The organism is Rhodococcus sp. Z13_19A (genome assembly GCF_058133575.1).
Genome location: NZ_JBYUNN010000004.1, coordinates 163,260 through 176,663 on the forward strand (window position 1 = coordinate 163,260; position 13,404 = coordinate 176,663).

A 13,404-nucleotide genomic window follows, 5' to 3' on the forward strand; every position below is an offset into this window, starting at 1 on the left:
TCGGCCTACTTTCGCCCACCGTATCGCTGAGCGAGACGAAGGGGTGGTCTGTGCCCGCTGGGTGGCGCAGAGTGGCCGGTGAACCAGAACCTGTCGAGAGTGGAGCACCACCATCAGCCAGTACCAAGTTCCGACCGGGCCCGCCGAGGCGCCCAGCACGGACATCGCCGCCGAGACGGTCGCCGCCGCTGCCGACCGCCTGGTGCAGGCGCACTTCAGCGGAGTGGCCTGCGCCCCCATCCGCGACCTGATCGGCCGCGACGACGTCGCCGCCGCCTACCAGGTGCAGGAGCAGCTCAACGCCGCCCGCACCGACCGCGGCGCCCGGGTGATCGGCCGCAAGATCGGGGCCACGTCGGAGGCTGTGCAGACCCAGCTCGGCGTCGACCAGCCCGACTTCGGGGTGCTCTTCGACGACATGGGCTTCGCCGACGGCGAGGAGATCCCCATCAACCGGCTGATCCAGCCCAAGGCCGAGGCCGAGGTCGCCTTCGTGCTCAGTGAGGACCTCGCCGAGGGGCCGCTGGACGCCGCACAGGTGCGCGGCGCCATCGCCTACGCCGTCGCCGCGCTGGAGATCGTGGACAGCCGCATCACCAACTGGGACATCTCCTTCGGCGACACCGTGGCCGACAACGCCTCCTCCGGCCTCTACGTGCTGGGCTCCGAGCACCGCACGCTCGCAGAGGTGGAGCCGGTGGACGTCACCATGTCCATGAGCATCGACGGCGAGGAGGTCTCCACCGGCAACGGCGCGGCCTGCCTGGGCGACCCGCTCACCGCGGTGGCGTGGCTGGCCCACCAGGCCCGCACCTTCGGCGAGCCGCTGCGCGCCGGCCAGGTCATCCTCTCCGGTGCCCTCGGCCCCATGCGGCCGGTCGCCGCGGGGTCCGTCGTCACCGCCACCATCTCCGGCCTGGGCACCGTCACCGCCCGGTTCGGCAACCAGTCCACCACCGAGGAGAACCACTGATGAGCGAGAAGAAGACCAAGGTCGCCATCATCGGGTCGGGCAACATCGGCACCGACCTGATGATCAAGGTGATGCGGCACTCCCAGCACCTGGAGATGGGCGCGATGGTCGGCATCGACCCCGACTCCGACGGCCTGGCCCGCGCCAAGCGGATGAAGGTCCCCACCACCCACGAGGGCGTCGACGGCCTCATGGCCATGGACAACTTCGACGAGATCGAGATCGTCTTCGACGCCACCTCGGCCAAGGCGCACATCGCCAACGACGCCAAGCTGCGTCCGCTGGGCAAGCGGATGATCGACCTCACCCCGGCGGCCATCGGCCCGTTCCTGGTGCCGGCGGTCAACATCGACGAGCACATCGACGAGCCGAACGTGAACATGGTGACCTGCGGCGGGCAGGCGACCATCCCGATCGTCGCCGCCGTCTCCCGCGTGGTCCCGGTGGAGTACGCCGAGATCGTCGCCTCCATCGCGTCCAAGTCGGCCGGTCCGGGCACTCGCGCCAACATCGACGAGTTCACCGAGACCACCTCGCACGCCATCGTCAAGGTCGGCAAGGCCAAGCGCGGCAAGGCGATCATCATCCTCAACCCGGCCGAGCCGCCGCTGATCATGCGCGACACCGTGTTCTGCCTGGTCTCCGCGCCGGACGAGTCGGTGCACGAGCAGATCCGCGCCTCCATCGAGAAGATGGTCGGCGACGTCGCCGCCTACGTGCCCGGCTACCGCCTCAAGCAGAAGGTGCAGATCTCGGAGATCCCGGCCGACCAGCCGGTGGAGACGCTGCTCGCCGAGGGTGAGACCGACCGGCCCACCCACCAGGTGTCGGTGTTCCTCGAGGTCGAGGGCGCCGCGCACTACCTCCCGGCCTACGCCGGCAACCTCGACATCATGACCTCGGCCGGCGTTCAGGTCGCCGAGCGGATCGCGCAGAAGAAGGAGACCGCTCGATGAGCGCCGACCAGAGCACCTCCGACCAGCCCGCGGGCGCCGAGATCTTCGTCCAGGACGTCACCCTGCGCGACGGCATGCACGCCGTGCGGCACCGCATCAAGCCCTCCGACGTCAAGCGGATCGTCTCCGCCCTCGAGGCGGCCGGCGTGGACGCCATCGAGGTGGCCCACGGCGACGGCCTCGCCGGCGGCTCGGTGAACTACGGCCCCGGGTCCAACACCGACTGGGAGTGGATCGAGGCCGCTGCCGAGGTAATCGACGAGGCCCGGCTCACCACCCTGCTGCTGCCCGGCGTCGGCACCATCGAGGAGCTCAAGCACGCCTACAGCCTGGGGGTGCGCTCGGTGCGGGTGGCCACCCACTGCACCGAGGCCGACGTCTCGGCGCAGCACATCGCCACCGCCCGCGAGATGGGCATGGATGTCTCCGGCTTCCTGATGATGAGCCACATGGCCCCCGCCGAGGAGCTGGCCAAGCAGGCCAAGCTGATGGAGTCCTACGGCGCCCACTGCGTGTACGTCACCGACTCCGGTGGCCGGCTCACCCTCAAGGGCGTCGAGGAGCGCGTGCAGGCCTACCGCGAGGTGCTCGACGCCGGCACCGAGATCGGCATCCACGCGCACGAGAACCTCTCGCTGTCGGTGGCCAACTCCGTGGTGGCCGTGGAGAACGGCGTCTACCGGGTGGACGCCTCGCTGGCCGGGCACGGCGCCGGGGCGGGCAACTGCCCCATCGAGGCGTTCATCGCCGTGGCCGACATCTACGGCTACCAGCACCGCTGCGACGTCTTCGCGCTGCAGGACGCCGCCGACGACATCGTCCGTCCGCTGCAGGACCGGCCGGTGCGGGTGGACCGCGAGACGCTGACCCTGGGCTACGCCGGGGTGTACTCCAGCTTCCTGCGCCATGCCGAGACCGCGTCGGAGCGCTACGGCATCGACGTGCGCACCATCCTGATGGAGGCCGGCCGGCGCCGGCTGGTCGGCGGCCAGGAGGACATGATCGTGGACATCGCGCTCAACCTCTCCGCGGAGCGCGACGCCCAGGCCAGCTGACCCACTCGCTCGACCCCGCACCACGCCGCACCGGAGCTTCTCGGTGCGGCGTGGTGTGCGTCGTGGACGGGCTCGCCCCTGCCCGTCGCGCTGCACGGCGGGCAGGGGATGCTGGGGGTGTGCAACTCTCCCAGCCTGAGCTGACCGCGGCCCTGACCGGCGCCGCCAAGACGGTGCTGGCCAGCCAGCGCAAGGACGTCCGGCGCGGCAAGGTCGACGTCGACACCGCGTGGGAGGAGATCGAACCCTACCGGCGCTTCCAGCTGCTGGAGTCGCTGGGGGAGCAGCTGCTGCCGGTGCTTGCCGCGCTGCCCGAGGTCCCCGTGCCGGTGGGCACGCGTCCGTCGTGGACCACCGCTCAGGTGACCGACGCCGTGGAGGGCTTGTTCACCGAGGACGTGGGCCGACTGCGCCGCAGGGTGCTGGTGCGGGCCCGCGTGGCCCTGGTGCAGGCCGCCGTGGCCAGCCTCCCGCCGCGGCCGGACCCGAAGCGGCTCGACGACCTGCAGCGCTAGCCCAGCACCACTGCTTCTCCCATTGTTTTAGGCACACAATGGTGAGTTCTGACTGGGACAATCAATCACTCTACGTAGTAAAAAACTGCGCTGCGTTTCCACATCGGTACAAATACTCCTTTGTGCCGCGCGCCGGTTCGATCTCTCGTATTGTTCGGCGACCGAGGGGTTTTGAACCGCAGGGGGTGGAGCGTGGAAACACAAGACGCAATGGTGAGCCGACGGCGATTCGTCGCCGGAATGGCGGCGACCGGTGCGGCGCTGACCAGCGTGGGGTGGATCTTCTCCGGCGCGGAGGCCGCCGCGTACCCGCTGGAGCCGGCAGTGCGGGACACCACCAACGCCATTCTCGCGTTCGTGGTGCCGGGCAACGACCGGTACTCCCAGCACCAGGGCATGGCCACCGATCGCCCCGGAGGGGTCACCCCGGGCACGGCGGCCTCGCTCGAGCTGACCTTCAACGAGGCCATCCCCGAGCCGATCAAGGGGCTGCTCGGGATCGAGGAGACCGGGTCGATCGCCATCGCCGCGCTGGTCAACCTGTTCACGGTGACGGCGTTTCCCCAGTCCATCCACGGACCGTTCGCCGCGCCCTTCGCCAACCTGAGCCACCAGGCCAAGGCGCACGTCTTCGAGCTGCTGGACACCGACCCGCGACTGCCGGGGCTGCCCATCGAGTTCGCCATCAACGCCATCCCCACGCTGGCCGCCTTCGCGGCGTTCTCGGAGCACTCGGCGTTCGACCGCCAGCGCCGCGTCCTCACCGGCCGTCCGGTGGGGTGGGAGCTGACCAAGTACCGGGGCGTGAGCAACGGTCGCAACGAATTTCTCGGCTACTACCGCGGCGTCGACCGCGTGGAGGACTGACATGACCGACGTGATCGTCATCGGCTCCGGCGGCGGCGGCCCCGTGGTGGCCAAGGAGCTCGCCGCCCGCGGGCTCGACGTGCTGGTGATCGAGGCCGGGCCGCGCTACGCCGACCCGGAGAAGGAGTGGACGCACTTCGAGGACGACGCCAACAACCCCATCACCGGGTTCCTCCGACAGGGCCCGGGCGACCGGTCCAAGGGACCCTGGCTGCGGGACCTCCCACAGAACTCCTGGGTGTGGCAGGTGGCCGCCGTGGGTGGCACCACGCTGCACTTCTTCGGCAACTCCCCGCGCGCGGCCCCTGGGGCGTTCCTCGGCTACGACGGCGCCGACCGCGACATGTACGACACCGCTCACCTGTTCCCCTTCGGGTACGAGGAGCTGCGCCGCTACTACGAGTGGGTGGAAGCCACCCTCCCCGTCCAGACCGCCCCCATGGGCGCGAAGGAGGAGATCTTCCTGCGCGGTGCCGCCGCCATCGGGCTGCCGCACCAGACCACCCTGGACACCACCGGCCCGTCCCACCGCGCCCAGCAGAACGCGATCCTGCAGCCCGGGGGCACCGCGGGACGCACCGACGACACTGCGCGGCTGCACTACCCCGAGGCGCAGGGGTGCACCATGTGCGGTCACTGCTACCAGGGCTGCTACCTGCCGCTCGGGGCACCACGCAACCTCAAGGCCCGGCGCTCGACCGACAACTCCTACGTCCCGATGATGCTCACCGCCGACGCGTGGTCACCGACCGGCAAGCCGGTCACCCTGGTGACCGACGCCATGGTCACCCAGATCCTCTCGCACGACGTCTGGGGCCAGCGCACCGCGCACGGCGTGCGGTTCCGCACCACCGACGGGGTGTTCCACGAGGCGCAGGCGAAGGTGGTGGTGCTGGCGGCGGGCGCCCTCGAGTCGCCCCGGTTGTGGTTCAACTCCGGGCTGCCCAACCCCAACGACTGGGTGGGCCGGGGCCTGACCGACCACCACCTGGACGGCGTGGCCGGGGTGTTCGACGAGTACACCGGCCAGACCGGGGGAGCCGGGTCCAACGCCCGGGTCGACCTGCCCGGGTACGGGGGGATCGAGCAGGTGGCGCTGCCGCCCGCGCTGCAGGCGTACTCGGCGAACTACAGCGACTCCGGCATCCACGGCTACGGCCGGGCCGGTGGTGTGGTCGGCTCGGCCGGGGCAGACACGATGGGCCGGCTCGTCGGCCACGACCTGCTCAACACCCTCTCCGACGCCGACCGCACGCTGTGGGCGCTGGTGATCACCGATGACGACGTCGAGCCCGGCAACCGGGTGACGGTGCCCGGGTTCCTGCCCCCGGACGACGGCGGTTGGGTCCCGCGACTCACCATCAACCACCGCGCCCGCTCGGCCCGCACCCGGCGCAACCGCGAGCACTGCACGCGGACCGCCGTCGAGCTGATGCGGGCCGCCGGGGCCAAGTCGGTGCACCGCTCCGACTGGCCGCCGCTGATCCTGCACGTGCAGTCGAGCATGCGCATGGGGATCAGCCACCAGGACTCCGTGCTGGACTCCGACGCCGAGGCCCGCTGGGTGAAGAGCCTCTACATCACCGACAACTCGGCCCTGGCGAACAGCCTCGGTGGTCCCAACCCCACCCTGACCACGCAGGCCATCGCCACCCGCACGGCGGAGAAGATCTTCGCCAAGCACTTCGGTGGCGACTCGTGGGTGGGCAAGGAGAACCCGGTCTCTTCGATCGACGACCGGGTCACCCAGGCAGTGGTGCAGCGGGGGATCTGACTCGGCGCCGCGGTCGCCTTCCTGCGCCGCACGGGCGTCAGCGCAGGAAGGTGACCGCCTGGTCGAGCTCGGCGCGGTCGGTGCGGAAGGAGTTGGCCGGGTGCGCAGGGTCGGCGTAGCCGAACGACACCGCGCACACCACCGAGCGGTCGTCGCCGAGGTCGAGGAAGTCGTGCACGAAGTCGGAGTACAGCGCGATGGCGGCCTGGGCGATGGTGGCCACCCCGAGGCTCTGGGCCACGGTGAGCAGGGTGGCGACGTAGCCGCCGCAGTCCACGGCGCCGTAGGTGCCGAGCGCGCGGGGGCAGCTGATCACCGCCACGTGCGGGGCGCCGAAGAACCGGAAGTTCTCCGCGCCCTGGCGCATCCGGCCCTCCGGGTCGTCCCGGCCGATGCCCATGGCCTGGTACAGCCCGAACCCGGCGCTGCGGCGGCGCTCCAGGTAGGCGCCCTCGTAGCTCGCCGGCGGCTCCAGGTCGGGCTGCTGCGGGTGGGTGGCGGCCCACTCGGCGATGCCCTTGGCGAAGCGGCTGGTCTGCTCCCCGGAGCAGACGTGCACCTGCCAGGCCTGGGAGTTGCACCACGAGGCCGTGCGCTGGGCGCGGGTGAACATCGTCCGCATGGTCTCCTCGGGGACCTCCTCCGGCAGGAACCCGCGGCAGCTGTACCGGGCCGCGAGCACGTCGGCGACGGCATCGGCAGTATGTCGATCAGTCATGTGCTGAGTATGAGTGGCCGCCGCCGGCCAGGGGACGAGCGCTGCCTCCCAGTGAGACTGGTCAGGGAACGACGCGGACCTTGAGGGCCTCGCGGTTGGCCATGGCCGCGTAGCCCGTGGCGATCTCCGCCAGCGGCAGCTGTGCGTCGAAGACCCGGCCGGGCTCGATGGCGCCCTCGATGATGTCGGGCATGAGGGTGTTGATGTAGGCCCGGGCCGGGGCCACGCCGCCGGAGAGGGTGATGTTGCGGGCCATGGTGCCAAAGCCCATCGGCACCTCGGTGTACTGCGCGGCCCCCACCCGCCCCACGGCACCGCCGTCGCGCACCGCGTCCAGGGCCATCCCCAGCGACTCCGCCGTGCCCACGCACTCCAGCACTGCGTGGGTGCCGTCGCCGCCGGTCAGCTCCCGCACCAGCGCCACGCCCTCCTCGCCGCGCTCGGCCACCACGTCGGTGGCGCCGAGCTCGCGGCCCAGGGCGGTGCGGTCGGGGTGGCGGCCCATCAGGATGATTCGCTCGGCGCCGAGGCGCCTGGCCGCGAGCACCGCGCACAGCCCGACCGCGCCGTCTCCGATGACGGTGACCTGGGTGCGCGGGCCCACCCGGGCCGAGACCGCCGCGTGGTGGCCGGTGCAGAGCACGTCGGACAGCGTGAGCAGGGACGGCATCAGCGCGGAGTCGGCGGGCACGGGCAGGCGCACCAGGGTGCCCTGGGCCTGCGGGCAGCGCACCGCCTCGCCCTGCCCACCGTCGCGGTGGTGACCCCAGTTGCCGCCGTGCCGGCACGAGGTCTGCAGGTTCTCCCGGCAGAAGTCGCAGGTGTTGTCCGCCCACATGAACGGGGCGACCACCAGGTCACCGCGCCGCAGCTCCAGCACCTCGGCGCCGACGTCGGCCACCACGCCGATGAACTCGTGTCCCATGCGCCGGCCGTGGTCGGTGCGGGGCAGCGAGCGGTAGGGCCACAGGTCGCTGCCGCAGATGCAGGAGTGCGCCACCTGCACCACCGCGTCGGTGGGTTCCTTGATCGACGAGTCGGGGACGTGCTCCACCCGGACGTCGCCGGCGCCGTACATCAGGGTTGCGCGCACGAGCGGCTCCTCTCGGGTGCGGCTCACACCGAGAGTACGACGAGCCGAGCGGCAGCGCCGTGGACCTGTGCGCCACCCCGGCCGACCGCGGCGCACCGGAGCGAAGACGCCTGGGGCCAGCGGAGATCGTGCCGCCGTTAGGCTAGCCTCACGCGGTGTCTCCTCCTGCCACTGCCGGGGCCCTGCTCCGCCGCGCGGTGCACCGCAACCGCCGCCCGCTCGCCGGCTCGGTCGCCCTGATCGCGGTGTGGCAGGTCTGCGAGGTCTTCGTCCCCGTCCTCATCGGCGTGGTCATCGACGCCGCCGTGGCCACCGGCGACGTGTCCCGCGCCCTGCTGTGGGGTGCCGTCCTCTGTGTGCACTTCGGGGTGCTCAGCACCTCCTACCGGCTGGGCTCGCGGATCGGCTTCCGGGCCACGCAGACCGAGGGGCACCGCCTGCGCACCGAGGTCTCCGCGCACGTGCTCGACGACCGGGGCGCGCGCACCGAGCAGCCGCCCGGCGACCTGCTCAGCGTCGCCACCGCCGACGCGGACATGGCCAGCGGGGTGCTGCAGCAGGTGACCTACGCCGTGGCCGCGGTGCTGGGGCTGGTGGTCACCGCGGTGGTGCTGGCCAGCATCGACCCGGTCCTGGCGGTGGTGGTGCTGGTGGGGGTCCCGCTGGTGCTGGCCTGCACCCAGCTGCTGGCCCCCGCACTGGCCCGGCGCAGCGAGGTGCGCCAGGCCGCGTCCGGGCGGGCCATCGGCGTGGCCACCGACCTGGTACAGGGGCTGCGCCCGCTCAAGGGCATCAGCGCTGAAGGCACCGCGCTGGCCCGCTACCAGCGGCAGAGCCGCGAGGCCGCGGGCGCCGCCGTCTCCGCCGCCCGCTGGGAGGGCGTGCTCTACGGCGTCACCGCCGGGCTCAGCGGCATCTTCCTGGCCGTGGTGGCCCTGCTGGCCGGTACCCGGGCCCTGGACGGCGAGCTGGGCGTCGGCGAGCTGATCGCCGTGGTGGGGCTGGCCCAGTTCATCGCCGAGCCGATGCGCACGCTGGCCTACCTCGTCGCCCAGGTCGCCAAGTCGAAGGCCTCGGCCGGTCGGATCGTGGCCGTGCTGGCGAGCCCGCACCTGGTGGTGTTCGGCGACCAGCCCGACGCCGACGGCCCGCTCGAGCTGCAGGAGGTGCACCACGGCCCGCTGCAGGCGCTGAGCCTGGTGGCCCGGCCCGGCGAGATCGTGGGCGTGGTGGTCGAGGACCCCGCCGACGCGGTGGCCATGATGACCCTGCTGCGCGGCGAGGCGGTGCCCGAGCGCGGCAGCGTGTGCCTGGGCGGGCAGCGGCTGACCGACCTGGACGCCACGGCGGTGCGGCGGCGGCTGCTGGTCGCCGACCACCACGTCGACCTCTTCGAGGGGACCTTGGGCTCCAACGTCGACCCGCTGGGCCACCTCGACCCCGAGCAGCTGCGTGCGGTGCTCACCGCCTCGGCGGCCGACGACGTGGTGGACCACGCCCCGCTCGGCCTGGCCGAGCCGGTGGCCGTGGGCGGGACCACGCTCTCCGGCGGGCAGCGCCAGCGGCTGGGCCTGGCCCGCGCCCTGGCCGGCGACGCCGACGTGCTGGTGCTGCACGACCCCACCACCGCGGTGGACGCCGTCACCGAGCTGCGCATCGGGCAGGCGCTGCGGGCGGTGCGCGCCGGGCGGACCACCGTGGTGCTCACCAGCAGCCCGGCCCTGCTCAGCCAGGCCGACCGGGTGCTGCACGTGCGCGGGGGCCGGGTGGTCGCCACCGGCACCCACCCCGAGCTCGTCCACCAGCAGGCCTACCGGCAGGCGGTGCTGCGATGAGCGGCACGCTGCTGCCGATCGCCTCCGGGCGCGAGGCCTGGCGACTGGCCCGCGGGCTGCTCACCCAGCGCCGGGCCGCCCTGGTGGCCTGCCTGCTCGCGTTCGCCGCGGGTGGGCTGGCGGGGCTGGTCGGGCCGGTGCAGCTGGGTCGCATCGTGGACCTGGTCTCCTCCGGCGGCACCTCCGGGCAGCTGACCGTCGCCGTGGCCTGGATCGCCGGCGCCGGGGTGGCCACCGGGGTGACCACCTGGCTGTCCAGCCTGCTGCTGGCCCGGGTGGCCGAGCCGGCCCTGGCCGAGCTGCGCGAGGAGGCCCTGGACCGCGCGCTGCGGCTGGACAGCGCGACGCTGGAGGAGGCGGGCTCGGGTGACCTGCTCTCCCGCATCGGTGACGACGTCCGGCTGGTGGCCGACTCCCTCACCACCGCGATCCCGCTGCTGGTCACCTCGGTGGTGGCCATCGTGTTCACCGCGGGCGGGCTGTTCACCCTGGACTGGCGCCTCGGGCTCGCCGGCCTGGCCATCCTGCCGTTCTACGCCTTAGGGCTGCGCTGGTACCTGCCCCGCTCCGGGCCGTACTACCGGCGCGAGCGCGTCGCCAACGGGGAGCGGGCCGAGGCGTTCCTCACCGGCATGCACGCCAGCCGCACCCTGCGCGCCTTCGGCATCGCCGAGGCGCACCAGCAGAAGGTGGACGCGGCCTCCTGGCGGTCGGTGCAGATCTCCGTGGACGTCTACCGGCTGCTCACCCGCTTCGGCGCGCGCACCAACCGCTCCGAGCTGATCGGGCTGCTGCTGGTGCTGGGCACCGGCTTCGTGCTGGTGCGAGGCGGCTGGGGCACCGTCGGTGCGGCCACCGCGGCCGCGCTGTTCTTCCACCGCCTGTTCAACCCGATCGCCGCGGTGATCATGCTCTTCGACCAGGTGCAGTCGGCGGGAGCGTCGCTGACCCGGGTGGTGGGCCTGGCGCAGCTGCCCCCGCCGGCCGCCCGGGCGGGCCTGCGGGCCCCGGCGGACAGCACCGTCACCGTGCACCAGCTCGGCCACAGCTACACCCCGGGCCGGGCCGTGCTCGCCGACGTCACCCTCACCGTGCCCGCCGGCCAGCGAGTGGCCGTGGTGGGCGCGACCGGGGCGGGCAAGACCACCCTGGGTGCTGCGGTCGCGGGCCGGCTGCAGCCCACCTCGGGAGAGATCCGGGTGGGCGGCGTGCCGCTGGCGCAGGTGCAGCCGGTGGACGGCCGTCCGACCGTGGCCCTGGTGAGCCAGGAGGTGCACGTCTTCACCGGCACCCTGCGCGACAACCTCACCCTGGCCGCCGCGGCCGCCGGCGACGAGCAGGTGTCGGCCGCGCTGGCCGAGGTGGGGGCCACCGGATGGGTGGCGGCGCTGCCGAGCGGGCTGGACACCGTGGTGGGCGACGGCGCCGCGGTGCTCACCCCCGCCCAGGCCCAGCAGGTGGCGCTGGCCCGGGTGGTGCTGGCCGACCCGCTGGTGGTGGTGCTGGACGAGGCCACCGCCGAGGCCGGCTCGGTGGGCGCCCGCGACCTGGAGCAGGCCGCGCTGGCCGCCACCCGCGGACGCACCTCGCTGACCATCGCCCACCGCCTCACCCAGGCCGTCTCGGCCGACCAGGTGGTGGTGCTCGACGACGGCCGGGTGGTGGAGACCGGCACCCACGCCGAGCTGGTGGAGGCCGGCGGGCCCTACGCCATCCTGTGGAAGGCGTGGTCGGGCACCTAGGAGCTAGTGGTGCGCCGCCGCGGTGACGTGGTGGCGCCCGATCGGCAGCATCAGCGGCTTGCCCGAGGTGGGGTCGGGGATCACCTGGCAGTCCAGGCCGAACACGGTGCGCACGCACTCCTCGGTGAGCACCTCGTTGGGCTCGCCGGCGGAGTGCAGCCGGCCCCCGGCGAGGGCGATGAGGTGGTCGGCGTAGCGGGCGCCCAGGTTGAGGTCGTGCAGCACCATCACGATGGTGGTGCCGCGGGAGCGGTTCAGGTCGGTGAGCAGGTCGAGGACCTCCACCTGGTGGCTGACGTCGAGGAACGTGGTGGGCTCGTCGAGCAGCAGCAGGTCGGTCTGCTGGGCCAGCGCCATGGCGATCCACACCCGCTGGCGCTGTCCGCCGGAGAGCTCGTCCACGGAGCGGTCGGCCAGCGTCGCCGTCTGGGTGGCGTCCAGGGCGTCGGCGACGGCGGCGTCGTCCTCCTTGCTCCACCGGGAGAACAGGGACTGGTGCGGGTGGCGGCCGCGTCCGACGAGATCGGCGACGGTGATGCCCTCGGGGGCGATCGGTGACTGGGGGAGCAGCCCCAGCGTGCGCGCCACCTCCTTGGCCGGCAGGCGGTGCAGCGACTTCCCGTCCAGCACCACCCGGCCCGCCTGCGGGGACAGCAGCCGCGACATCGACCGCAGCAGCGTGGACTTGCCGCACGCGTTGGCCCCGACGATCACGGTGATCTTGCCGGGCGGCACCAGCAGGTCGAGGGACTCGATGACCGTCCGGTCGCCGTAGCCGAGGGTGAGGTCCTCGACGGCGAGAGTGTGGGTAGTGGTCACAGGGAGCCTCCCGCGCGGTTGGTGCGGACGATGAGGTAGACGAGGTAGGGCGCACCGAGCACGCCGGTGACCACCCCCACCGGGAAGCGGGTGTCGAAGGCGAACTGGCCGCAGAAGTCGGCGACCAGCACCAGCAGGGCTCCGACGAGGGCGGCGGGCACCAGCAGCGACCCGCCGGGGCCCACCAGCCGGGCGGCGATGGGCCCGGAGAGGAAGGCGACGAAGGCGATGGGTCCGGCGGCCGAGGTGGCGAAGGCGATCAGGCCGACCGCGGCGATGATGACGACCAGGCGGGTGCGGTCCACCCGCACGCCCAGGGCCGAGGCGGTGTCGTCGCCCAGCTCGCTGGTGGTGAGGTTGCGGGCCTGTCCCAGCAGCACCGGCGCCAGCACCACCAGGGCGACGAGCACCGGCACCACCTGCTTCCAGGCCACGCCGTTGAGGCTGCCGGTCAGCCAGCGGGTGGCCAGCTGCAGGTCCCACTCGGCCGCGGTGGAGAGCACGTAGGCGGTCAGGCTGTCGAGCATCGCGGCAAGGCCGATGCCGATGAGGATCAGCCGGGTCCCGACCACGCCGTCCTTGAAGGACAGGACGTAGACCAGCAGCGCCACGCCGAGGCCGGCGACGATCGCGAAGATGGACACCTGCGTCTCGCCGAGGGACAGCGTGATGATGGCGAAGGCAGCCGCCGCGCTGGCCCCGGAGCTGATGCCGATGATGTCCGGGCTGGCCAGCGGGTTGCGCAGCATCGTCTGGAAGGTGACGCCACCCAGGCCGAAGCACAGTCCGGCCACCACGGCCAGCACCGCGCGCGGCAGCCGCAGCCGGCCGACGGTGAAGGTGGCGCCGGGCACCTGCTCGCCGCGGATCACCTGCCACACCTCGGCGGGCGGGTAGAAGGTGTCGCCGCACATCAGGCTGACGGCGAAGGCGGCCACGATCAGCGCGGCGAGCACCGCCATCACCAGCTGGCGCCGACGGCCCCGCCGCCGCCGGCCCCGCGCGACCAGCACCGCCGTCGGGGTCGCCGGCTTCGGGGCTGGGGTTGCCGCCGTCT

Annotated in this window: 12 protein-coding genes; 8 read left to right on the forward strand and 4 right to left on the reverse strand. The window is 72.7% G+C overall.

The window, feature by feature from the left end; translation table 11 throughout:
- The first annotated feature begins 163 nt into the window (after positions 1-163).
- The 6 genes from AC3YNX_RS15730 to AC3YNX_RS15755 all read left to right on the forward strand — a co-directional run bounded on the left by AC3YNX_RS15730 (position 164) and on the right by AC3YNX_RS15755 (position 6,140).
- Positions 164-973, forward strand: a complete 810-nt coding sequence (locus AC3YNX_RS15730) for a 2-keto-4-pentenoate hydratase (protein ID WP_489996283.1) — start codon at positions 164-166, stop codon at positions 971-973.
- Entirely contained in the window at positions 973-1,929 is a 957-nt protein-coding gene (locus AC3YNX_RS15735) for an acetaldehyde dehydrogenase (acetylating) (protein ID WP_489982721.1), read from the forward strand. The genes AC3YNX_RS15730 and AC3YNX_RS15735 overlap by 1 nt, the downstream gene beginning before the upstream one ends.
- A complete protein-coding gene (dmpG, locus tag AC3YNX_RS15740) occupies positions 1,926-2,984 on the forward strand; it encodes a 4-hydroxy-2-oxovalerate aldolase (protein WP_489996080.1) in 1,059 nt (352 codons plus the stop codon). The genes AC3YNX_RS15735 and dmpG overlap by 4 nt, the downstream gene beginning before the upstream one ends.
- A 119-nt stretch (positions 2,985-3,103) precedes the next feature.
- Complete coding sequence (locus AC3YNX_RS15745) at positions 3,104-3,499, forward strand: hypothetical protein (protein ID WP_489982722.1); 396 nt, start codon at positions 3,104-3,106, stop codon at positions 3,497-3,499.
- Positions 3,500-3,709: 210 nt separating this feature from the next.
- Positions 3,710-4,366, forward strand: a complete 657-nt coding sequence (locus tag AC3YNX_RS15750) for a hypothetical protein (RefSeq protein ID WP_127783631.1) — start codon at positions 3,710-3,712, stop codon at positions 4,364-4,366.
- Between the two features lies 1 nt (position 4,367).
- Positions 4,368-6,140, forward strand: coding sequence for a GMC family oxidoreductase N-terminal domain-containing protein (locus tag AC3YNX_RS15755; protein WP_489996081.1), 1,773 nt, complete (start codon positions 4,368-4,370; stop codon positions 6,138-6,140).
- A 37-nt stretch (positions 6,141-6,177) separates the two neighbouring features.
- Here AC3YNX_RS15755 and AC3YNX_RS15760 read toward each other — a convergent pair whose 3' ends face one another.
- Positions 6,178-6,858: a nitroreductase gene (locus AC3YNX_RS15760; RefSeq protein WP_489996082.1), complete on the reverse strand. Its 681-nt coding sequence runs from the start codon at positions 6,856-6,858 to the stop codon at positions 6,178-6,180.
- 61 nt (positions 6,859-6,919) lie between these two features.
- A complete protein-coding gene (locus tag AC3YNX_RS15765) occupies positions 6,920-7,951 on the reverse strand; it encodes a zinc-binding dehydrogenase (protein WP_489996083.1) in 1,032 nt (343 codons plus the stop codon).
- A gap of 155 nt (positions 7,952-8,106) precedes the next feature.
- Between AC3YNX_RS15765 and AC3YNX_RS15770 the strand changes: the two genes are divergently transcribed.
- Together AC3YNX_RS15770 and AC3YNX_RS15775 are read left to right on the forward strand one after the other, a co-directional pair.
- Positions 8,107-9,786: an ABC transporter ATP-binding protein gene (locus AC3YNX_RS15770; RefSeq protein WP_489996084.1), complete on the forward strand. Its 1,680-nt coding sequence runs from the start codon at positions 8,107-8,109 to the stop codon at positions 9,784-9,786.
- Positions 9,783-11,528: an ABC transporter ATP-binding protein gene (locus AC3YNX_RS15775; RefSeq protein WP_489996085.1), complete on the forward strand. Its 1,746-nt coding sequence runs from the start codon at positions 9,783-9,785 to the stop codon at positions 11,526-11,528. Before AC3YNX_RS15770 ends, AC3YNX_RS15775 begins: the two co-directional genes overlap by 4 nt.
- A gap of 3 nt (positions 11,529-11,531) precedes the next feature.
- On the opposite strand, the gene AC3YNX_RS15780 is transcribed toward AC3YNX_RS15775, so the two are convergent.
- Positions 11,532-12,347 (reverse strand): ABC transporter ATP-binding protein, encoded by an 816-nt coding sequence (locus AC3YNX_RS15780; RefSeq protein ID WP_489996086.1) that lies wholly within the window; start codon positions 12,345-12,347, stop codon positions 11,532-11,534.
- Positions 12,344-13,309, reverse strand: coding sequence for a FecCD family ABC transporter permease (locus AC3YNX_RS15785; RefSeq protein ID WP_489996284.1), 966 nt, complete (start codon positions 13,307-13,309; stop codon positions 12,344-12,346). The genes AC3YNX_RS15780 and AC3YNX_RS15785 overlap by 4 nt, the downstream gene beginning before the upstream one ends.
- Between the last annotated feature and the right edge of the window lie 95 nt (positions 13,310-13,404).

What these genes read in the sequence shown, in the direction of transcription:
- AC3YNX_RS15750 (WP_127783631.1), top strand. Translation starts at nt 3,710, where the DNA reads ATGGTGAGCCGACGGCGATTCGTCGCCGGAATGGCGGCGACCGGTGCG.
- dmpG (WP_489996080.1), top strand. Translation starts at nt 1,926, where the DNA reads ATGAGCGCCGACCAGAGCACCTCCGACCAGCCCGCGGGCGCCGAGATC.
- AC3YNX_RS15755 (WP_489996081.1), top strand. Translation starts at nt 4,368, where the DNA reads ATGACCGACGTGATCGTCATCGGCTCCGGCGGCGGCGGCCCCGTGGTG.
- AC3YNX_RS15785 (WP_489996284.1), bottom strand. Translation starts at nt 13,309, where the DNA reads ATGGCGGTGCTCGCCGCGCTGATCGTGGCCGCCTTCGCCGTCAGCCTG.
- AC3YNX_RS15735 (WP_489982721.1), top strand. Translation starts at nt 973, where the DNA reads ATGAGCGAGAAGAAGACCAAGGTCGCCATCATCGGGTCGGGCAACATC.
- AC3YNX_RS15760 (WP_489996082.1), bottom strand. Translation starts at nt 6,858, where the DNA reads ATGACTGATCGACATACTGCCGATGCCGTCGCCGACGTGCTCGCGGCC.
- AC3YNX_RS15775 (WP_489996085.1), top strand. Translation starts at nt 9,783, where the DNA reads ATGAGCGGCACGCTGCTGCCGATCGCCTCCGGGCGCGAGGCCTGGCGA.